Consider the following 21066-nt stretch of genomic DNA (forward strand, 5'->3'; position numbering starts at 1 on the left):
CTGCTGATGGGCGGTGCCGTGGGTTCCGCGGTGGCGGCCGACCTCGGCGCACGCACCGTCCGCGACGAGATCGACGCCCTGCGAACCATGGGCATGGATCCGGCGCGCAGGGTGATCGCCCCACGCCTGCTCGCGGTCATGGTGGTGGCACCGCTCATCTGCATCGAGATCATCTTCGTCGGTGTGTCGACCGGCTACTTCGTGAACGTGGCGTTCCAGGGTGGCGCCGCGGGCAGCTACATCGGCTCCTTCGGCGAATTTGCCGGACTGACCGATCTGTGGGCGGCGCTGGCGAAGGCCGAGATCTTCGGCATCGTCGTGGTCGCGATTGCCTGTCAGCGTGGTTTGGAGGCCAAGGGCGGGCCACGCGGGGTGGCCGACGCGGTCAACGCGACCGTCGTCCTGTCCGTGGTGGCCAGCTTTGTGCTCAACCTGATTGCCACGCAGATTCTTTCGATGTTCGTAGAGAACCGGATCGGGTGAGGCGATGAATCGGGTGAGGCGATGACGGGTCTGGACCTCTATCTTAACGCGCATCCCCGCGCCCGCCGGCTGGCCGACGCGGCAAGTCTGCCCGGCCGGTTGCTCGCGATGCTCGGCCATCAGTTGCGGTTCGCCGCTCAGGTGATCGGAGCGGTTCCACATACGTTGCGCCACTACCGAAATCAGACACTCGCGGTGTTGGGCGACATGATGTGGGGCAGCGGGACGGTGATCGTCGGCGGCGGTACGGTCGCGGTGCTCGTGGTGCTGGGCGCATCGGTCGGTGGCTCGATCGGCGTGGAGGCCTTCGGATCTCTCGACATGTTCGGGATGGGACCGCTCACCGGATTCCTCTCGGCCTATGCGACGACGCGCGAGATCGCACCGATCGTCGCCGCCATCGGTTTCGCCGCGCAGGCCGGTTGTCGAATGACCGCCGAGATCGGCGCGATGCGCATCTCCGAGGAGATCGACGCCCTCGAAGCCCAAGCGGTGACGCCCATTCCGTTCGTGGTGACCACCCGTGCGATTGCCGGGGTGGTCACCATCATCCCGCTGTTCCTGATCACGCTGGTGCTGGCGTACCTCACGTGCGCCTGGGTGGTGACCGGATTCCACGGCCAATCGTCGGGCACCTACGAGCACTATTTCAACGCCTTCCTGAGGCCGATCGACGTCTTCTACGCGGTCATCAAGGTGGTCGTCTTCATCGTCGCGGTGGTCCTCGTGCATGGCTATCAGGGCTTCTACGCGCGTGGCGGGCCCGAAGGCGTGGGCGCGGCGACCGGACGCGCCATCAAGTTCAGCTTCATCCTGATCGTGGTCCTCGACATGCTGCTCACCCTGGTGTTCTGGGGCACCGACGTCGGATTCAGGTTCTCCGGATGATCGGCCCGCCCGTCGATCACTCCGGCCGTGGCCTCAGCACCGGCCGACATGCGGTGTGGGGTCTCGCGATGGTCGCGATCGTCGCGATCGTGACCATCCCGATCGCGCTGTATGCGCAGCGCGCGTTCGACGATGACGTCGAGATCACCCTCACCTCAGCGAAAGTGGCCGACAGTCTCACGGCCGGGGCCGACGTCAAGTACCGGGGACTGCTGGTCGGGCGTGTCGACGACGTCGAGGTGACCGACGATGGACAGCAGCGCATGACCGTCGCACTCGACGCCGATCAGGCGCGGGGGATCGACGGACAACTCACGGCACGATTTGTGCCCTCGAACATCTTCGGCGTGGTCGGTGTGGAGTTGACGCCGGTCGCTCCGGGGCCGGCCGTTGGCGCCGGTGACGTCGTCGCTGTGGATGCGGATTCCGCTGGGGTGTCGGCGATTGCGGTGCTCCGCGACATCGGTTCCATCACCACGACACTCACGGGCAACGACGTGAATGCGATGATCAACCGCCTCGATCAGGTGGTGGACCAGTTGTCTCCCTTGATATCCGGCGGCTTCGAACTGTTCGTTCTGGCCAAACAACATCAGCGGATGCCGTTCGCCGATGTGCTGCGTATCTCCGCGGACACCCTGCACGGTGCCGACCGTCTCGCCGAACCCTTCGTCGACCTGTTCACCACGCTCGTGGAGAAGACCGAGATGTATGCCGATCCGGTTCAAACCGCCAAGGTGACCGGTGCGCTCACCGGCCTGGTGCAGACCTTCATCACCCTCGGGCAGGTAGTCGGGCACAACCCGCGTGAACTCGCCACCGTCCTCGACGCGTCGTTGACTCTCGGTGCGCCCCTGGGCTACACCCTCTCCACCGTGCCGGCGTCGGCCGCCGACATTCACGAGCTGATCGGCCGGCTCGAGCGCGCGTTCCCCAAGGACAGCGGAGCGGTTCGTCTCCGGGTGGGGGCCACGCTCGCATCGCTCCCGCAGATCACCTCCGTGCTCGCCGGAATGGGCGGTACCCGATGAATCGAGTGAGTGCCTGGGCAACAGCGGGTTTCGTGGTCTTCGTGGTTGCCATGCTGGTGGCCGGGTGGGTGATCGTCGAGGCCCTGAACCCATCGGTGTCCGGTGACCAGCAGACCTACACAGCGCAGTTCACCGACGTCTCCGGACTTTCCGTCGGCAACGACGTGCGCGAACTGGGTGTGCGGGTCGGCAAGGTCGAGTCCATCGAACTGACCGGCACCGACGGTCGCAGTAGTGGGGGAATGACTGCGCAGGTGCGATTCTCGGTGACGACGACCAGTCATGTGTACGCCAACACCCAGGTTGCCATTCGCTACCTCAACCTGGTCGGGCAACGCTACATCGACCTGACCACCGACGGCGCCGGACAGGGGACGACGCCGCCGTCGGAGGTCATCCCCGTCGCGCGCACGGTCGGTTCGTTCGACATCACCGAGATGTTCAACGGTCTGCGACCGCTGTTCGGCACGCTGCAACCCGAACAGCTGAACTCGTTGATGACCAACATCCTTGCCGTCGTCGAAGGCCGCGGTCCCGACGTCGGGTCCGTTCTCGAACAGCTGCGACAACTCACCGGCGTGGTCGCCGACCGCTCCGCCATGATCGCGACCATCATCACCCAGCTCGGCCGCGTGGCCGCCGAGATCCGGTACAAGTCACCGAGGTTGAACGATCTGATCGCGCGGATGGGTGACGCCTTCGGGGTGTTGGCGGCGTCCGCGGCCAAGACGCAGGTTTCGATGCGGCTCGCGGCTCGCAGCCTGGGTCCGGTGCGACAGTTACTCGGCCAACTCGAGGGCGCCTACTACGGCAACTATGCCGACGTCGACCGTCTGCTGCGCGCGTGGGTACCGGGGGTCAACTCGGCGACCGCGTTGCTCGCGCAGGTGCCGTCACTCATCGACGCGCTCGACGGGTCACTGCGCGTCGCAGCGCAGAAGAAGCTGACGTGCTCACAGGGCGAGGCGATTCCGTCGCCGATGACCAAGGTGCTGTTGGCCGGCGTGCCGGTGGTGATGTGCCGATGACCCAGCAGGTGCGACGCGACGAACGATCGGTCGAGCGCAGACAGGTGCGGATCGGTCTCATCGGGATAGTGATGGCCATCGCGCTGGCCGTGGTCTGCGGGGTGATCTATCTGGATCCTTTCGGGCATCGCGAGATTGCGGTGCGACTGGAGACCAGCGGCGGACTGCGCATCGGCGACGAGGTGCGGATCGCCGGTGTGACCGTGGGCGAGGTGTCAAAGGTGACGCTGCATCCCGACCGAGTTGACGTCACGATGCGCATCGACGACGACCTCGCGATCGGCGACCAGAGTGCCGCCGACGTCCGACTGCTCACCGCCATCGGCGGCCACTATGTGGCCCTGCGCCCGGCGGGTCGTAACCCGCTGGGCAGCAATCCGATACCGGTAGATCGGACAACCGTTCCCTACACCCTTGCCGACGTCATCGCCGACTCCGGACAGGTCGTCGACCGCGTGGACGGGGTGACCATCTCGCAGACCCTGGACAAGGTGACCGCGGCGCTCGACGGTCAGCCCAGCGCGATCCGCGAGATCATCGCCGACATGCGGAAGCTGACGACCTCGATCGGCGATCGGGGCCGCGACCTCGACGCCGCCGTCGCCCTGACGGACGAGTACATGGCCGGGCTCAACAGCGGGCGGGCGCGCCTGGTCGAGATGTTGCGCCTCATCGGCTTCGTCGGAGCCAAGGCGTACCAGGTGAAAGCCGAAGGCGTGGAGACGGTCCGATCGATCGGCGCCCTGTTCGCGTTCATCGGAAAGCCGGTCGATGCATTCACCGGAACCATCGAGCCGCCGCTGCAACAGGTGCTCGGGATGGTGCGGACGCTGCAGCAGCAGCCGGGCCGAATCGACGAGCTGCTGGCCAAGTTGAGGACCGTGGTCTCCGATGTCGCTGTCGCACTCGGCCTTCCGGGACGCGCAGCAGGCGTGGACAGGTCGGCGGTGGTGGTCGAGGTGCCCGGCGTCACGGTGACGCCGCAAAGCCTGGCCCGTGGCGGACTCTGCGTCCCCAGCGCGGGACGGAGGTGCTGAGGAAGTGACACGACTCTTACGGCCGAGGATCCTGTTGAGCGCACTCGTGGCGATCGCACTCGTGGTGTCGGTGACGGCGATGTTCCTCGGCGACGAAACCGACGGTCGCAGCGGCTGCGCCCAGATGGCCGATGCCGTCGGGCTGTATCCCGGCAACGACGTGACCATGCGCGGCGTTCGGGTGGGCGAGGTCACGTCGATCGCACCGTCGCAGGGCCATGTCGAAGTGCGATTCGACCTCGACGACGGTGTCGAGCTGCCCGCCGACGTGTCCGCGGTGACGACGTCGGACTCCATTGTCACCGACCGGCATCTGGAATTTCCGTCGGGTCGCGTCACCGGTCCGGCGTGGGATCTGAGCCAGTGCATCCCCCTGGATCGGACGCACACACCGAAGAGCGTCAGCGAGGCGTACGCCGCCTTCGACAAACTGTCTCGGGAGGTGACCGCGGCCGCGTCGACGTCGGGGCGCGGGCGTGACATCGTGCGTGACGCGATGAACCGGGTGAACGAGTCGCTGCGCGGGACCGGTCCGGACTTCAACAATGCCGTCCGGGGACTTGCTGCGGCGCTGGGTGATCCGGCACTGCGCGACGCACAACTCCGGTCCCTGCTGACCAACGTCGGCGAACTCACCGGATTCTTCGTCGAGCGTTGGCCTGCTTTGCAACTGGGACTGACCAAGCTCGGCGAGTTCGCAGTGACCTTCGACGAATGGTTCTCCGTGCTGAACCCGGCGGTGGTCGACACAACCAAGCTGACACCGTCACTGCTGCGTCTCATTCGCACCTACTCGCCAGACGTGTTCAAGGTGCTCGACGTGCTCGTCCCGTTGCTCGACCGCGTACCGGTCGAGACCATCGTGGGCATCCTGCGCAAGCTGCCGCCGGTGTCGGCAGGGTTGCAGCGCATTCTCGCTCAGGGTGCCAAGGCCGGTGGCGTGACGGTCGCGCCCCCGCGGGTTCGGGTTGCCGCGTCGTCGCCCGTGGTGTGCCGCACGGTCAATGCCGCGATGCCGGGAGCGTGTCGTCCGGTCGCCGGACGCACCGACACCGTCGATCTCGCGCTCGTCGCAATGGTGCTCGGTACGGCGCGGGGAGGGCGGTGAAGATGAACGGTCGGAATCGACGACTCGTGCTCACTCTGATTGCGGCAGTGGTGGTGATGGTGTCCGGCTGCTCGATGCAGCCGACCGATCTGCCGCTGCCCGGAACGCGGGTGGACGGCGCGAGCCGAACCCTGTCGGTCGAATTCGCCTCTGTCCTCAATCTTCCGGCGCGCAGCAAGGTTCTGCTGAACGGCACTCGGGTGGGCGTGCTCCGCGAGGTGCGGTTGGGGACACGCGACGGACGTCGTGTCGCCATCGCCATGCTCGACGTCGAGGAGGCCGTTGCGATCCCAGTCGGGAGCACCGCCGAGTTGCGGCAGGCCACTCTGCTCGGTGACTTCTACATCGCGCTGACTCCGCCGCAATCACGTGCGGGTTCCGACCTGCCCGACGGCGGCGTGATCGATCTCGCGCACAGTTCGGTCGCGCCCCAGGTCGAGGAATTGCTCGGCGGCGTCGCCGCGCTCGCCAACGGCGGGACGGTCGCCACACTGCAACGATTGATCACCAACGCCAACAACGCATTCCCGGCCGATGTGACCGACCGCGACACCGGAAACGAGGTGCTGCGCGCACTTATCGCGCGCAGCACATCAGAGAGCGCGTCGATCCGGCAGATCATCGCGTCGGTGGCCGAGATCTCGCGCACTCTCGACGCCAACGCCGCTGCCCTCGGATTCTCCTTCGAATTCGGGCCGCGCCGCGTGAGTGGCGCGGTGTCGGCCTTCCTCGGACTGTCCAATGTCTTGAATGCCCTGGGCCCCAACGTGGTCCCGATCGGCGACCTGGTGGTGCCGCGATACGCAACGCTGCAAGGCCTGATAGCTGTGGTCAATCCGTTGGTGGACACCGCGGTACGCCTCGATTCGGGTGCGCCGTCGGACATCGCACGGGTCGACGCCCTGCTGCGGGATCGGATCGTTCCCTGGCTGCGAAGTCCGTCGGTCGACGTCGTCGACGTGACCACCGCCGACGGTCGGGGAACCGGTCCGTCGACCGTGGACACCTCGACCGTCGCGGCGGTGTTGCGGATGATCGGAGCCGTAAAATGAAGCAGTCTCGCGCCATTGGTGGCCTCGTGCTGCTTGTCATTGTGTCGATCCTGCTGACGATCTATCTCTCGGTCGGTGTGCTGCGGGTGAACCCGCTGGCGGAGAAGGATTCTGTGATCGTCGAGCTCGCGCAGTCCGGTGGGCTGCAGACGAATTCGGCGGTTCTGTACAACGGGATCGAGGTCGGCAAGGTGACGTCGATCGACACCGATGGCACCCGTCTGCGCGCCCACCTGAGCATCGACGCAAATGCCGACATCCCGGCCGGCGCATCCATTCGGGTGGCGAACCTGTCGATGGTCGGCGAACAGTACGTCGAGTTCTCGTCGACCGATGCGGACGGACCTTACATCTCGGACGGAGATGTGCTGAGCGACAACATCGATCCCGGTATCGGGGTGGCCGACATGCTGGCACACATGCGGGGTCTGACCGGGCAGTTCGACCCGGAGACGCTGGAAGAGCTGGCCCGCACCATCACGTCGGGGTGGCAGGGCCGGGATGCCGACCTGGCCCGCATCGGCGACTTCGCCGAGCGCACCGCCCGCACCGTCACCACCTATCGGACCGAGTTCTCCGGGGTGTTCGACCATGTGCAACAACTTCTCTTGCGCTCACGGGCCGATCGGATCGGGCCGGTGTTGCGCGAGACCGCGCCGAAGCTTGCGCACATGAACGTGCCGTTCGCGACGCTGTGGAGCCTGCTGCCGGGTCTGGCGACCGCCACCGAGGGCGCGGTGGGCTGGTATGACGTGATCATCCCGTTCACCAAGAAGATCGGCGAGTACCTCGCGGCCACCATGCCCGACGCGGCCGCCATCATCGGCGTCCTGCAACCCACCCTGACGGCGGTCGCGCCCGCGGCGCGCGTGAATCTGGCGGCGGTTGCCGCAGCGGGCCTGCAGGTGGTCGACGAGAACGGCGTGCTCCGGATACGGGTGGTGCCGCCACGATGAACCCCGATCGCACCGAAGACACAAGCTCATCAAGAGAATCCTCCGACCCGGGAGAACCCATGAAAGACAACGACACCGAAGTGACGCAGGACAACGACCCCGGCGCCGTCGAGGTAGCCGACAGCGACACTGCCATCCCCGACGCCGTTGAAACCGAGACCGAAGCAGCCGCTACCGAAGCGCCCGTAACCGAAGCGGCGGTGTCCAAGGCGAAGTCGAAGCCGTCCGATGCCGGCACCACGGGCAGCTCGAGTGTTGTCAGCACCCTGCGGTCGCCACGTGTCATCCGGTGGGCCGCGGCCGTGGTGATCGTCGGGCTGCTGGTCGTCACCGGAGTATCGCTCTGGCAGATGCGATCGCTGCAAACCCAGCTCGATGCCGAACGATCGCAGAATGCCGACGCACTGCATGCTCAGCAGGTGGCCGCGGACTATGCGGTGGCTGCCGCTCACATCGATTACCGCAACTTCGACCCCTGGTTCGCCAGCCTGCGCCGCGGCGTCAACGACCGCCTCGCCGGGCAGTTCTCGAGCAGCGAACCGGCGTTGCGCGACCTGCTCGGACAGTTGCAGTGGACGTCGACGGGGTCGCTCGTGGGCAGCGACATCACCGCGCAGCACGACGGCAAGTACGAGGTTCAGGTGTTCGTGGACGTCACGACGAGCAACGTACAGTCGCCTCAAGGGGTCAAGACCACCGCGCTGTACCCGATCACCATCGAGAAGAACGGCTGGCGGATCAGCGACATCAGCGGGGGAGTGGCACCGATACCGGGCAAGTGAGCAGGAGAAGCGATGCCGGACAACAGCGGAGGGCAGAGTATCGGGCTGCGAGACATGGTGTGCGGGATCGCCTCGTTGTGCGGCGACATCCCGACGATGCTGCGAGCGCTGCCGTCGGCGATTCCGCAACTGCCGACGGCAAAGATGTCCATCGGCAAGCGATTCGCGCAGAACGCCCACAAGTTCGCCGACCGCGACTTCCTTCGTTTCGAAGGCAGATCGATCGCCTACCGGGAAGCCAACGAGCACGCCAACAGAATCGCTGATCTCCTCACACGCCAGGGGATCTCGCGCGGCGACGTGGTCGCCGTGCTCTCCCGCAACCATCCCGACGTCGTCATCACGATGCTGGCCATCGTCAAGATCGGCGCGATCGCCGGAATGCTGAACTTCCATCAGCGCGGCCAGGTGCTCGAACACAGTCTCGGGCTCATCGACGCGAAGATTGTTGTCTACCAGGATGATCTGTTCGAAGCGCTGGAGTCGGTGTCCAATACCGCGCGGCCGCCGATCGAGATGGAATTCGCCGATCTGCATCGTCGGGCCACAGGCTGCTCGTCGAAGAATCCGGCGGTGACCGACACGATATCGGCCGACGACACCGCCTTCTACATCTTCACCTCCGGGACCACCGGATATCCCAAGGCCAGCAAGATGAGTCACTATCGTTGGCTCGCCGCGATGGGTGGCATCGGCGGATTCGGCATCCGGCTTCGATCAGATGACGTCATGTACACGGCGCTGCCGTTCTATCACAACAACGCGCTGACGGTCTCGGTGTCCTCAGTCCTGGTGGCGGGTGCCTGTCTGGCGGTCGGCCGAGAATTCTCGGCGTCGCGATTCTTCGACGAGATGATCGAGAACGATGCGACCGCGTTCTGCTACATCGGCGAACTCTGTCGATACCTTCTTGCGCAGCCACCGAGACCGACCGATCGCGCGCATCGGGTGCGCCTGGCGGTCGGCAACGGGTTGCGCCCCGACATCTGGGACGAGTTCACCGAGCGCTTCGGCATCGACCGGGTCGTGGAGTTCTACTCGGCGAGCGAAGCCAACATCGGTTTCATCAACATCTTCGGACTGTCCAGGACGGCCGGCTTCTCGCCGATGAAGTACGCGATCGTCGAGTACGACGAGGAGACCGGCGAACCGCTGCGCGGCCCGGACGGACGGGTGATCCCGGTGGGACGGCACGGTACCGGCCTGCTGATCGCGGAGATCAACAAACTCATCCCGTTCGACGGCTACACCGATCCGGACGCGTCGCGCAGAAAGGTGATCACCGATGCGCGCAAGAAGGGTGACAGCTGGTTCAACAGCGGGGATATCGTTCGCGACCAAGGCTTTTGGCACATCGAGTTCATCGACCGGATCGGTGACACCTTTCGGTGGAAGGGGGAGAACGTGGCGACGACCGAGGTGGAAGCCGTCATCGATGCTCAGCCGGAGGTCGACGAGGCGGTTGTCTTCGGGGTGCCGATACCCGATGCCGACGGCAAGGCCGGCATGGTTGCCGTCAGCCTCAAGGCCGACGCAGAATTCGATCCCGACGGTTTCGCCGAGCGCGTGCGCGCGAACTTGCCCGGCTACGCGGTGCCGCTGTTCGTCCGGATCGTCGACCATCTCGAACACACGTCGACGTTCAAGCGCACACGGACCGAGCTACGTCGCGAGGCGTACTCCGAAGTCGGGGACGATCCGCTGTACGTGCTGCGGGGCGATACCTACGTCGAATTCGACGGTGTGGTGCAAGCGCGACAAAGCGTTCAGCCACGTTGATCCGACAGTGCCTGCCGGACGAACGCGAGAGCGGCGCCCTGCCACAACAGGATGTGGTCGAGCATCGAGTGGCCCCCACCGGGCACGGGGACGAACTCGGCGCGAAATCCCTGCGCCCGCAGTTCCTCGATGCCCTTGCGGGTGCGGCGTGCGAACGTGCGCTCGTCGGCGTCGCCGTGCACGGCGACCACGCGGGCACCCGGGTTGATGAACCGCCAATCGGCGTACTGCCACCACGGGGCCAGTCCGAGCACCCCGACGACGCGTCGATCCTCGGCAAGACCGGCGGCGACGCGGCCGCCCATCGAATGGCCGATCACGACTACCGGCACTCCGGGGTGTTGACGGCACATGTCCTCGAGCGCCGCCCGGGCGTAGAGCATCGGACTGGCCTGGTCGCCGTTCCAGCCGTAGACGCGGTAGCGCAGCTGGCGGACTGCGACGGCCCGGCCGAAGCGCGCACGGATCGACCAGGTGAACGGGTACATCCGCAGGGCCGAACTCTGCCATGGGCTGAATGGGCGGTAGCTGCGATCGGTCCCACCCGGTGCCACCAGGACGATCAGCCGGGGATTGCTCGGCGACTTCATCAACACGATCAACACGCTATCGTTGCTGCGCGCAGGCGTGTCATGGTGGCAGAATTCGAACCATGGCACATCCTCGCGCTGGTACGTTGGCCCTGCCCGAAGACCTCATCGATGTAGCGGCCGTGGAACGGGCCTACTACGACAACGTGCCGGACCCGGGTGATCCGCTTCAGCAAGTGGTGTTCGGAACCTCCGGGCACCGAGGTTCGAGCCTGGACACCGCATTCAACGAAGCCCACATCCTGGCCACCACGCAGGCGATCGTCGAGTATCGGCGTGGCGCGGGCATCACCGGCCCACTGTTCATCGGCTTCGACACGCACGCGTTGTCGATTCCCGCGTGGCGCAGTGCTCTCGAGGTGCTGGCTGCCAACGAGGTCACCACGCTCACCGCCGAAAGTGACTCGTTCACACCGACTCCCGCGGTGAGCCGGGCCATCCTGACGTTCAACCGAGACAATCCGGGCGTGCTGTCCGACGGGATTGTCGTCACGCCGTCGCACAATCCGCCGCGCGACGGCGGCTTCAAATACAACCCGCCCAGCGGCGGACCTGCGGACACGACGATCACCTCGGTGGTCGCCGCGCGTGCCAACGAGATCCTGGCGAACAAATTGGCCGATGTGAAGCGAATCCCGTTCGAACAGGCCCGATCCGGGGAGTTCGTCAAAGAGTTCTCGTTCCTGATCAACTACTGCGACGGGCTCAAAGACGTCGTGAATCTCGAGGCGATCCGCGAAGCCGGGGTGCACATCGGCGCCGATCCCCTCGGTGGTGCATCCGTCGGCTACTGGGCAGGCATCGGATTTCGGTACAACCTGCAACACCTGACGGTGGTGAACCCGACGGTCGACCCGACCTTCTCGTTCATGACCCTCGACACCGACGGCAAGATTCGCATGGACTGTTCATCGCCGAATGCGATGGCGTCACTCATCTCTGCGCGGGACTCCTACGACATCGCCACCGGTAACGACGCCGACTCCGACCGGCACGGCATCGTCACGCCCGACGGCGGACTCATGAACCCGAATCATTATCTGGCGGTCGCCATCGACTATCTCTTCACCCACCGACCGGGGTGGGCCGAGAGTGCGGCGGTCGGCAAGACGCTGGTGAGTTCGTCGTTGATCGATCGGGTGGTCAACGGCATCGGCAGGCCGCTGCTCGAGGTGCCGGTGGGATTCAAGTGGTTCGTAGACGGATTGCTCAGCGGCAGTATTGCTTTCGGCGGCGAGGAAAGCGCAGGTGCGTCGTTCCTGATGTTCGACGGCAGTCCCTGGTCCACCGACAAGGACGGGATCATCATGGCGTTGCTGGCGTCGGAGATCCTCGCGGTGACCGGCAAGACGCCGTCGCAGCGGTACCGCGAGTTGGCCGACGAGTACGGCGAAAGTGCGTACGCACGCGTTGATGCCCCCGCGTCGCGGGAGCAGAAGGCGGTGCTCGCCAAGCTGTCGGCGTCGCAGGTGAGTGCGACCGAACTCGCGGGCGAACCCATCACGGCGATCATGACCGAGGCGCCCGGAAACGGCGCGCCCATCGGCGGACTCAAGGTCACCACCGAGAACGCGTGGTTCGCGGCGCGGCCGTCGGGCACCGAGGACGTCTACAAGATCTACGCCGAATCCTTCAAGGGGGCAGAGCATCTCGCGCAAGTGCAGACCGAGGCGCAACAGGTCGTCGACGCAGCGCTGCAGGGATGAGCTGGGTCAGCCGGCGCCCGGCACCCCGATGAGCCAGCCGACGAGATAGGTTGCGCCCGCGGCTATGGCGCCAAAGGCCAACTGTCGCAGGGCGCCTCGCAACATGGGATGTCGGGTCACGTAGGCGGCGAGGCCGCCCGCCACGAGGAGTCCGGCAGCGCCGACGAGCAGACCGGCGGTCAACGACGAGAAGCCCAGCAGGTAGGGGATCAGCGGGATCACCGCGCCGATCGAGAACATCAGGAACGACGAGACCGCGGCTACCCATGGGGACGGCTGTTCGACGGGATCGACGCCGAGCTCCTGGGTGATGTGGAAGTCGACCGCCCGCTCGGTGTCCTGATGGATCTCGGTGGCGGCGGCCGTCGCGGTCTCCTCGGTCATGCCCATTCCGACGAACTCGTCGATCAGTTCGTCGAGCTCTGCTTTGGGGTGGCGGGTGAACTCGTCACGTTCGACGCGCACTTCGGCGTCGACCTGCTCGTTCTGCGTCGACACCGAGGTGAATTCGCCGAGCGCCATGGAAAACGCGCCGGCGACGAGCCCAGCGACGCCGGAGAGCACGATGGTGTGCGCGTCGGCGCCGGCTCCACCGACACCGGCGACCAGACTGATGTTGGTGACCAGGCCGTCCATCGCGCCGAAGGTGGCTGCGCGCACCCGACCGCCGGCCACGTTGGCGTGGACGTGGCCGACCTCTTCGGGGCCGGACTCCTCGGCAGGCGGGTCACTCACGGTGTGATCGTAATCAACCAGCCGATTCTTATCTTTGGACCGATAGAGTCGAGTGCAGGAAATCCGAGAGAAAGAAGCGTCGTGAACGACAAGCGCAAGTCCGGGGCGTCGGTGCCGAAGACCACGAAGTCGAAGTATCAGCCGAGTGCGAACTCCAGCCGCATGACCTACATCCTCGGCGGGTTGGCCATTCTGGTGGTGGCTGCGCTGGTGATCGGCGGGATCTTCTGGAGCCAGCGCGACAAGGGCAGCGCCGACGACTCGGCACTCAGCGCGAACGCGACCATGATCGCCGGGCCGGGCACCGCGCCGACGATCGACCTCTTCGAAGACCCGCTGTGCCCGATCTGCGGGCAGTTCGAGAAGCAGTACGGCCAGCAGATCAACGCCGCGATCACCGGCAACAAGATCCGGGTGCGGTTCCACACGCTCGACTTCCTGAACCAGAAGTCGGCCTCGGGTGACTACTCGGTGCGTGCCGCGGGCGCCCTGACCTGCGTCGCCGCCGAGGGCAACACGGACGTGTACCTCAAGTTCCATTCGGCGCTGTTCAGCAACCAACCCCAGGAGGGCGGCAGCTCCGACCTGACCAACGCCGATCTCGCCCGCATCGCCGGTGAACAGGGCGCATCACCCGCGACCACCAAGTGCATCGCCGATGGCGGCAAGGTCGGCGAAGCGGGCGACAAGGCGACCGCGTCGTTCGAGGAACTGCAGAAGGTCCTCGGCGACCAAGCGGGCACCCCGACGGTCCTGCACAACGGCGAGGCCGTCGACATCAGCAACACCAACTGGCTCAACGACATCATCGGATCGGACAACGCCTGACCCGAAGAGTCGCATCCGCTCCGTGAGCTAACACCGCTCGGCGAGTCGCCACCACCGCTCCCTGAGGTGTGAGGAGCCCAAGCGACGCCGGCACCCACCGCTCCCTGAGGTGCGAGGAGCGCAAGCGACGCCGGCACCCACCGCTCCCTGAGGTGCGAGGAGCGCAAGCGACGCCGGCACCCACCGCTTCCTGAGGTGCGAGGAGCGCAAGCGACGAGCCTCGAAGGGCTGGTGAGACAACAACGTCACCTCGCCAGGGGATGGGCGCTTCTCCGACCTCCACGAATGCCGGCGGGAGGGACACATTCACCTGCGTGGAGGTCTAGCGTGGGGTCATGAGCGAGCCGGTTGAGCAGATCAACGCCGACGTCCCACCGAGTGGGCCGGGCTGTCAAGAATGTGAGCAGTCCGGAGGGTGGTGGGTCCATCTTCGACGCTGCGCCGCGTGCGGCCACGTCGGTTGCTGCGACACCTCGCCGTCGCAGCACGCGACCGCCCACGCCGAGGGCACTGGTCACCAGATCGTGCAGAGTTTCGAGCCCGGTGAAGACTGGTTCTACGACTACGGGAGCGGCGACTTCGCTCGCGGACCCGCGCTCGTGCCACCCACCGAACACCCGGCCGATCAAACCGTGCCGGGTCCACGCGACCGGGTGCCCGCGAATTGGGACCAGCTCATCCATCGCTGACCGCCGATGCCTGGTCGGGGGATTTGGTCGCCTGAGCCCCGATGGTGTAATTTCGCCAGTGCCCTTCTTGAGGGCGGAGCACCGGTTCGGCCGGCTCGACAACCGCATACGGGGCTATGGCGCAGCTGGTAGCGCACCACACTGGCAGTGTGGGGGTCAGGGGTTCGAGTCCCCTTAGCTCCACAAGTAGAAACCCCCTCCGACATCGGTCGGAGGGGGTTTCTTTCTGTCCTAGACGAACTCGCACACGGCCGATCTGTCCTAAACTCTGTCCTACCGCTTTCGAGAGCGTGGCCGCGCGGCCGCGTAACCCGCGGACCGCATGACCAACCACCTCGATGCCCAACCGCCTATCTGGGCATCGAGGTCGTTCGCGTTACGCATCTGTCGTCGGATAGGTAGACTTGCTGGACACCACGCGGAGGAGGAACCCATGAGCAGGCGAGATAGGCGCGCCGACGCTCTCAAGCGGTTGTCTGCACGCTATGGAGTGAAGGGTGACGACGCCGCACTGGCTGGTGCTGTTCTCGATGCCGTCTACGGCAAGGTACGGGAGCGGGGCGAACTGCCCGAGGACACGGCATTCGGGGAAGTCGAAGCCGAGACCGAGCGCATCCGGCGGGAGCGTCGCCAGGGCGTCTACGCCCGGTAGCCGGAGGTAGCGGATAGTTGACCGTTGTCCTTGTGCTGGACACCAACGCTCTCATCAGCGCGGCCCTCAGTCCAAGTGGCCATTCTGCACAACTCATCGACCTTGCTCGGCGGGGTCGAATCTCGCTCATCATGTCGGATCATCTGTGCGACGAGTTGGAGACCCGGCTGGAGCGAGAGAAGTTCCGACGTTGGTTGTCACTCGATGACGTTCGCGACTTCGTTGACGCCGTGAGCATCGTGGCCGACTGGGTCGATGACCGACCCGACAATGAGATCCCCCTTGTCTGCGATGACCCCGACGACAACTATCTGGTTGCTCTGTTCCAGGATTCAGACGCGACAATGCTGGTGAGCGGAGACAAGGCAGTCCTACGACTCGACTACCCAGGCCTAGACGTACGCAAGCCAGCGGCCGCGATAGCGGCTCTCGACTTCATTCACGAATGGGGCGAGGGATACCTGGAGGGATCGGAAGAACGGTCCTTCGCACAAATTGAGGCCGAGGGCAACCGTGGCGTGATAGCGGCGTACTCGGCGTTTGCGGCAGTCATACAAGAGCCGAACGCTCACGAATTGCTCCCGTTTGTTGTCGTCCCCGAGACTGTGGAGGCGTTTCGCGGGGCACTCCCATGGATGAGGGAGCAACTTGTCAACCGTGGCTTCACGACCCGTCCGCATTACGCCTCACCCGATGTCGCGTATATCAAGCTTCCGCCAGATCCCGGAACGAATCTCCGTGCAGTCGGGGAGGTAGCGCTACCGGCCGACACCATCTTCGCCACAATGCAACGGTGTCCCGACCTACCCGACATCCCCGGCGCAGAGGTGGATCACTGGCGCGTGTTCGGGATCGGTGGCACCGTCGAGCCTGAACGAATCCGACCTCGGCCAACGCTAGGACAGTGATAAATGTGTCCTAACTCTGTCCTATGCCTCCGAGCCACCACCCGACACGGCCTAGACCTACAATCACGTAATCCCTTGTCGCGCAAGACAAGGCGATACGCACTAGACATCCGAGTGCACCCGACTTCACACTGGCAGTGTGGGGGTCAGGGGTTCGAGTCCCCTTAGCTCCACAAGTAGAAACCCCTCCGACCTGCGTCGGAGGGGGTTTCGATTACCCGGGTGACCTGTTCCCGCTACCAGGAGATCTCGATTTCGATCTCCGACTCCTCGCCACGCTCGATCTCGAATTTCAACTGAACCCGTGGCGGGATGTCGACGCGCACGGTTTTGTTGTTCTGGACGAACGAGACCTCGTTGTGCCGGGCAATCGCATCGGCGAGTTCACGGAGTCGCTGTGCGACCTCCTCGCGGCTGAGTTCGGTCTTGGTCTCGTGTTCGAACAGTTCATCGCTCATTCGACCATCTGAGACGACGGGAACCGGGCAGTCCAGGACCGGCGAGCCGACGCTTTGGGGAACTTCTGGATGCGACTCCTGTGCTCGGAAGTCGTCTGCAGACGGGCACTATGTGCGGGAGTGCGACGATGGTCTGCATGACCGCAACCCTCGTCGCCAAGAATGTCTCCGGCGGCTACGCGCACCGTGTGCTGTTCGACCACCTCGATCTGACAGTTGCGCCCGGCGATGTCGTCGGTGTGGTCGGGGCCAACGGGGCGGGGAAGTCGACACTGCTGCGAGTGCTGGCGGGCGAACTCGCCCCGTTGGAGGGGTCGGTCACGCGGTCCCCGGCAGATGGGTTCGTCGGTTGGTTGCCGCAAGAACATGAACGCGTGCCCGGCGAGACCGTCGGCCAGTACGTCGCGCGGCGGACAGGTTGTGCGGCAGCGACTTCGGCGATGGATGCCGCGGCGGCGGCACTCGCCGAAGACCCCGCGCCGGGTGGCGAGGATCCTGCCGACGTCTACGCTGCGGCACTCGACCACTGGATGGCGACCGGCGCCGCCGACCTCGAGGACAGGCTGCCGGGAGTGCTCGCGGACCTGGGGCTCGACGTCGGGTCGGTGGCGCCTGAGTCGGCTCTGATGTCCGGTCTGTCGGGCGGGCAGGCCGCCCGCGTCGGCCTCGCCGCGCTGCTGTGTTCGCGGTTCGACATCGTCTTGCTCGACGAGCCGACCAACGATCTCGACCTCGACGGGCTGACGCGTCTGGAGGACCTGGTGCGCGGCATGCGCGGCGGCGTGGTGCTCGTCAGCCATGATCGAGAGTTCTTGGCGCGCAGCGTGACCCGGATCATCGAACTCGACCTGGCGCAACACACCAACACCGTGTTCGGCGGCGGATACGAGAGCTACCTCGAAGAGCGTGAGGTCGCGCGTCGGCATCGTCGCGAAGAATACGAGGAGTTCGCCGAACGGAAAGCGGATTTGGTGGCGAGGGCGCGGACTCAACGTGAGTGGTCGAGCCAGGGGGTGCGCAACGCCATGCGCAAGGCCCCGGACAACGACAAGATCCGACGCCGCGCCGCGACCGAGTCGAGTGAGAAGCAGGCGCAGAAGGTTCGCCAGATGGAAAGTCGGATCTCACGACTCGAGGAAGTTGCCGAACCCCGCAAGGAATGGGTTCTCGAATTCACCATCGGTGCCGCACCCCGCTCGAGCTCGGTGGTCGCCACGCTCAACAATGCTGTTGTGCGACAGGGAGATTTCACTTTGGGTCCGGTGTCGTTGCAGGTCGACGCGGGTGACCGGATCGGGATCACGGGTCCCAACGGTGCTGGGAAGTCGACGCTGCTCAAGCTGCTTCTCGGACGACTCTCGCCGGACGAGGGGACCGCGCAACTCGGTGCCAACGTCGCGATTGGCGAGATCGACCAGGCGCGTGGACAATTCACCGGATCTGCACCGCTGACCGAACGGTTCGGCGCGCTGGTTCCGGACTTCACGCCCGCCGAGGTTCGCACGCTGCTGGCGAAGTTCGGGTTGCGTGCCGACCACGTGGAGCGTCCGGTCGGGGAGTTGTCTCCGGGCGAGCGGACGCGGGCGGCGCTTGCGCTGTTGCAGGCCCGGGGTACCAACGTCCTCGTCCTCGACGAGCCGACCAATCACCTCGATCTCCCCGCCATCGAGCAACTCGAATCCGCGTTGGATTCCTACGACGGCGTCCTCCTGTTGGTCACCCATGATCGGCGGATGCTGGCCAAGGTGCGGACCAACCGCGCGTGGCAGATCGACAATGGTCGCGTAGTCGAGCACTGAGCGCGACAGCGGCCATCGCCAACTCGGCCTCGGGGTCAACCCCTACTTCGGCGGTCAGGTATTGGGGGAGGTTCTCAGACTTCCACCCGATGTGTCCGGGGTGCCGGGCGCGACACGATCGAAGCCATGATCACAGTCGAGAACCTCACCAAACGATATGGCGATTATGTCGCGGTCGACGACGTCTCGTTCGAGTGCAAGCCGGGCGTCGTGACCGCCTTCCTCGGACCCAACGGCGCCGGCAAATCCACCACGATGCGCATCATGGTCGGCCTCACGCCGCCGACGTCGGGCTCGGTCCGTATCGGCGACCGTCCGTACCGCGAGATCCCGAATCCCGCGACCCAGGTCGGGGTGCTGCTCGACGCGTCGGCGCAGCACGCCGGTCGCACGGGCCGGGAGATCCTGCGGCTGACCGCCATGACGCTGGGGATGCCCGACAGCCGCGTCGGCGAGATGCTCGACCTCGTCAGCCTGACCCCCGACGAGGCGAACCGGCGCGTCCGCAACTACTCACTCGGCATGCGTCAGCGACTTGGCATCGCCAACGCGCTGATCGGTGACCCGCATATCCTCATCCTCGACGAGCCGGCCAACGGCCTCGACCCCGCGGGTATCCACTGGATGCGAAGTCTATTGCGCGACTACGCGAATCGCGGCGGAACGGTGCTGCTGTCATCCCATCTGCTGCACGAGATCGAGATCGTCGCGGACGAGATCCTGGTTGTCGGACAGGGGCGCATCGTGGCTCAGGGCACGAAAGACGAGCTCCTCGCCGGCACGGGGACACGCGTGCGCTCGCTCGACGACGATGCCCTGGGGCGCGCGTTGTCGCTGTCCGGGATCGCCGCGCGTCCGGTGTCCGACGGTGGCTTCACCGCCGACGCCGCACCTGAGGACATCGGCAGAATTGCCCTGCAGCAACAGATTCCGCTCGTCGAGCTGCGCGTCGGCGACGGGGCGCGGTTGGAAGAGATGTTCCTCCAACTGACTCAGCAAACTCAACGAGAATCCGTTCCGGCGTTCGGTGCCGGCGCACTGCAAGGAGCACACTCATGACCATCACTCTGCTGCGACCGTCGGTAACGACCAACGAACGCGACGACGCACCGATCCCGCTGCACCGACTGACCCGCGTCGAACTCCGCAAACTGGTCGACACTCGAGCCGGCTTCTGGCTGGCCGCCTCCGTCGGGGTCATCTCGGCCATCGTGGTGATCGCGATGCTGATCGCCAACCGCAGCAATCTCGGTCAGCTGAATTTCTTGGAGTTCTTCGCCATGATGAACATCCCCATTTCGACCATCCTGCCGGTGATGGCGATCCTGCTCGTCACCAGTGAGTGGAGTCAGCGAAACGCGTTGAGCACCTTCACCATGGAGCCTCGACGCGAACGAATCGTGCTGGCGAAACTGGGAGTGGCGCTCGTGGCCGGTGTCGCTGCGGTCGGACTGTCGCTGCTTTTCGCCGCGGTCGCCAACGTCGTCGCCGGCCTGATCTACGGCGACCCGGCAGGCTGGTGGGAGTTCACCGCCGCCGCACTGGTCAACTCGTTCACGATGCAGATGATCTGGCTGCTCGTCGGATTCGGCTTCGCCGCATTGATCCTCAACACGCCCGGTGCAATCGTTGCCTACTTCGCACTGCCGACCGTGCTGTCGTTGCTCTCGGAACTGGTGCCGTGGTTCAAGACTCACCTGGCCGGGTGGATCGACCTGACCACCACGACTGTGCCGCTCCAATCCGGTGACTGGGGCACCGGAGAACAGTGGACGAGGCTGATTGTCTCGACAGCCATCTGGATCACCATCCCCTTGGTACTGGGGGTTATCCGGGTGCTGCGCACCGAGGTCAAGTAGCGGTCGTCGGTGGTGCCGGCCGCCCCGCCGCGGTCACGCGGGCCTTGTCTGCAGTCCCCTATGTAAGTAAGGTCACCCTTACTAGTCGAGGGAGGATCTCATGCCGGTGATGTCATGGATCGAGCGCCGATTCTGCGCGAGCGCGGCGTGGCAGTACGCCGGGAAAGCGGTCGATTCACTGCTCGACCGGTCTGATATCGGCCGGAATGTTCTCGAAATAGGTTGTGGTGCGGGCTTGTTTGCTGATCGTCTGCTCGCTGACCGACCAGATGCCACGCTCACCGCGGTTGACCTCGACCCGCACATGGTTCAGGCTGCTGCCGACCGGCTCCATCGATTCCCTTCGGCGTCCGTTCAGGTCGCGGACGCAACGAACCTGCCATTCGCCGACGATTCCTTCGACACCGTGATCAGCCGACTGATGCTGCACCACGTCATCGACTGGGATCTCATGCTCGCCGAGATCGCGCGGGTGCTGCGGCCCGGCGGCCGGGTTCTCGGTTATGACGCGACCCGCAATCGTCTGTGGCACACCATTCACGTTCTCGACGGATCTCCGTTCCGGCTCGCCGCCCCCACCGAGATCCGGGCCGAATTGGCCCACAACCACCTCACTCCCACGGTGGATCTCCGTTGGGGAGGGCAGTTCATGACCTTTGTCGGCGTGAAGGGCTGAACCCCGCAATGGCGCGTTGATC

22 protein-coding genes and 1 tRNA gene are annotated in these 21066 nt (G+C 65.3%); 20 read left to right on the forward strand and 3 right to left on the reverse strand.

The window, feature by feature from the left end; translation table 11 throughout:
• From ABZW74_RS07115 to ABZW74_RS07160, 10 genes are all read left to right on the forward strand, one after another.
• A partial coding sequence (locus ABZW74_RS07115; protein WP_355275219.1) for an ABC transporter permease occupies positions 1-483 on the forward strand: 483 nt, incomplete at its 5' end.
• A gap of 21 nt (positions 484-504) precedes the next feature.
• Entirely contained in the window at positions 505-1371 is an 867-nt protein-coding gene (locus tag ABZW74_RS07120) for an ABC transporter permease (RefSeq protein ID WP_355275221.1), read from the forward strand.
• The gene (locus ABZW74_RS07125; RefSeq protein ID WP_355275223.1) at positions 1368-2402 is read left to right on the forward strand and encodes an MlaD family protein; all 1035 of its coding nucleotides are present in this window, start codon (positions 1368-1370) and stop codon (positions 2400-2402) included. The genes ABZW74_RS07120 and ABZW74_RS07125 overlap by 4 nt, the downstream gene beginning before the upstream one ends.
• Positions 2399-3430, forward strand: coding sequence for an MlaD family protein (locus ABZW74_RS07130; RefSeq protein WP_355275225.1), 1032 nt, complete (start codon positions 2399-2401; stop codon positions 3428-3430). The genes ABZW74_RS07125 and ABZW74_RS07130 overlap by 4 nt, the downstream gene beginning before the upstream one ends.
• The gene (locus ABZW74_RS07135) at positions 3427-4467 is read left to right on the forward strand and encodes an MlaD family protein (RefSeq protein ID WP_355275227.1); all 1041 of its coding nucleotides are present in this window, start codon (positions 3427-3429) and stop codon (positions 4465-4467) included. The genes ABZW74_RS07130 and ABZW74_RS07135 overlap by 4 nt, the downstream gene beginning before the upstream one ends.
• 34 nt (positions 4468-4501) lie before the next feature.
• The gene (locus tag ABZW74_RS07140; protein ID WP_355275229.1) at positions 4502-5575 is read left to right on the forward strand and encodes an MlaD family protein; all 1074 of its coding nucleotides are present in this window, start codon (positions 4502-4504) and stop codon (positions 5573-5575) included.
• A gap of 2 nt (positions 5576-5577) precedes the next feature.
• On the forward strand, positions 5578-6627 hold the full coding sequence (locus tag ABZW74_RS07145) for an MlaD family protein (protein WP_355275231.1): 1050 nt from the start codon (positions 5578-5580) through the stop codon (positions 6625-6627).
• Complete coding sequence (locus tag ABZW74_RS07150) at positions 6624-7583, forward strand: MlaD family protein (protein ID WP_355275233.1); 960 nt, start codon at positions 6624-6626, stop codon at positions 7581-7583. Before ABZW74_RS07145 ends, ABZW74_RS07150 begins: the two co-directional genes overlap by 4 nt.
• A 59-nt stretch (positions 7584-7642) precedes the next feature.
• Complete coding sequence (locus ABZW74_RS07155) at positions 7643-8365, forward strand: hypothetical protein (protein WP_240861115.1); 723 nt, start codon at positions 7643-7645, stop codon at positions 8363-8365.
• Positions 8366-8377: 12 nt separating this feature from the next.
• Positions 8378-10144 (forward strand): long-chain-acyl-CoA synthetase, encoded by a 1767-nt coding sequence (locus ABZW74_RS07160; RefSeq protein ID WP_355275235.1) that lies wholly within the window; start codon positions 8378-8380, stop codon positions 10142-10144.
• Here the strand turns inward: ABZW74_RS07160 and ABZW74_RS07165 are convergent.
• Complete coding sequence (locus tag ABZW74_RS07165; protein ID WP_240861141.1) at positions 10132-10734, reverse strand: alpha/beta hydrolase; 603 nt, start codon at positions 10732-10734, stop codon at positions 10132-10134. The two genes, ABZW74_RS07160 and ABZW74_RS07165, sit on opposite strands and share 13 nt — an antisense overlap.
• A gap of 62 nt (positions 10735-10796) precedes the next feature.
• Here ABZW74_RS07165 and pgm point away from each other — a divergent pair, with 62 nt between their 5' ends.
• Positions 10797-12440: a phosphoglucomutase (alpha-D-glucose-1,6-bisphosphate-dependent) gene (pgm, locus tag ABZW74_RS07170; protein ID WP_240861118.1), complete on the forward strand. Its 1644-nt coding sequence runs from the start codon at positions 10797-10799 to the stop codon at positions 12438-12440.
• 6 nt (positions 12441-12446) lie between these two features.
• On the opposite strand, the gene ABZW74_RS07175 is transcribed toward pgm, so the two are convergent.
• Complete coding sequence (locus ABZW74_RS07175) at positions 12447-13175, reverse strand: VIT1/CCC1 transporter family protein (protein ID WP_240861120.1); 729 nt, start codon at positions 13173-13175, stop codon at positions 12447-12449.
• Positions 13176-13256: 81 nt separating this feature from the next.
• Here ABZW74_RS07175 and ABZW74_RS07180 point away from each other — a divergent pair, with 81 nt between their 5' ends.
• From ABZW74_RS07180 to ABZW74_RS07200, 5 genes are all read left to right on the forward strand, one after another.
• Positions 13257-14003 (forward strand): thioredoxin domain-containing protein, encoded by a 747-nt coding sequence (locus ABZW74_RS07180; RefSeq protein WP_355275238.1) that lies wholly within the window; start codon positions 13257-13259, stop codon positions 14001-14003.
• Between the two features lie 335 nt (positions 14004-14338).
• Positions 14339-14692 (forward strand): UBP-type zinc finger domain-containing protein, encoded by a 354-nt coding sequence (locus ABZW74_RS07185; protein ID WP_355275240.1) that lies wholly within the window; start codon positions 14339-14341, stop codon positions 14690-14692.
• 110 nt (positions 14693-14802) lie between these two features.
• Positions 14803-14875: transfer RNA gene (locus tag ABZW74_RS07190), tRNA-Ala, on the forward strand.
• Between the two features lie 250 nt (positions 14876-15125).
• Positions 15126-15344, forward strand: a complete 219-nt coding sequence (locus ABZW74_RS07195; protein WP_355275242.1) for a hypothetical protein — start codon at positions 15126-15128, stop codon at positions 15342-15344.
• Positions 15345-15376: 32 nt separating this feature from the next.
• Entirely contained in the window at positions 15377-16252 is an 876-nt protein-coding gene (locus ABZW74_RS07200; protein ID WP_355275307.1) for a putative toxin-antitoxin system toxin component, PIN family, read from the forward strand.
• Between the two features lie 236 nt (positions 16253-16488).
• On the opposite strand, the gene ABZW74_RS07205 is transcribed toward ABZW74_RS07200, so the two are convergent.
• Complete coding sequence (locus ABZW74_RS07205; protein WP_355275244.1) at positions 16489-16710, reverse strand: amphi-Trp domain-containing protein; 222 nt, start codon at positions 16708-16710, stop codon at positions 16489-16491.
• Positions 16711-16847: 137 nt separating this feature from the next.
• Between ABZW74_RS07205 and abc-f the strand changes: the two genes are divergently transcribed.
• The 4 genes from abc-f to ABZW74_RS07225 all read left to right on the forward strand — a co-directional run bounded on the left by abc-f (position 16848) and on the right by ABZW74_RS07225 (position 21044).
• Complete coding sequence (gene abc-f / locus ABZW74_RS07210) at positions 16848-18509, forward strand: ribosomal protection-like ABC-F family protein (RefSeq protein ID WP_355275246.1); 1662 nt, start codon at positions 16848-16850, stop codon at positions 18507-18509.
• 126 nt (positions 18510-18635) lie between these two features.
• Positions 18636-19568 carry an ATP-binding cassette domain-containing protein gene (locus tag ABZW74_RS07215; protein WP_240861129.1) on the forward strand — a complete coding sequence of 311 codons (933 nt, stop codon included), beginning with the start codon at positions 18636-18638 and terminating at the stop codon, positions 19566-19568.
• Positions 19565-20368 carry an ABC transporter permease gene (locus ABZW74_RS07220; protein WP_355275249.1) on the forward strand — a complete coding sequence of 268 codons (804 nt, stop codon included), beginning with the start codon at positions 19565-19567 and terminating at the stop codon, positions 20366-20368. The genes ABZW74_RS07215 and ABZW74_RS07220 overlap by 4 nt, the downstream gene beginning before the upstream one ends.
• 100 nt (positions 20369-20468) lie before the next feature.
• On the forward strand, positions 20469-21044 hold the full coding sequence (locus tag ABZW74_RS07225; protein WP_355275251.1) for a class I SAM-dependent methyltransferase: 576 nt from the start codon (positions 20469-20471) through the stop codon (positions 21042-21044).
• The last annotated feature ends 22 nt before the right edge of the window (positions 21045-21066 follow it).

It is taken from the genome of Gordonia sp. NPDC003585 (assembly GCF_040610755.1).
In the GTDB taxonomy this organism is placed as follows: Bacteria; Actinomycetota; Actinomycetes; order Mycobacteriales; family Mycobacteriaceae; genus Gordonia.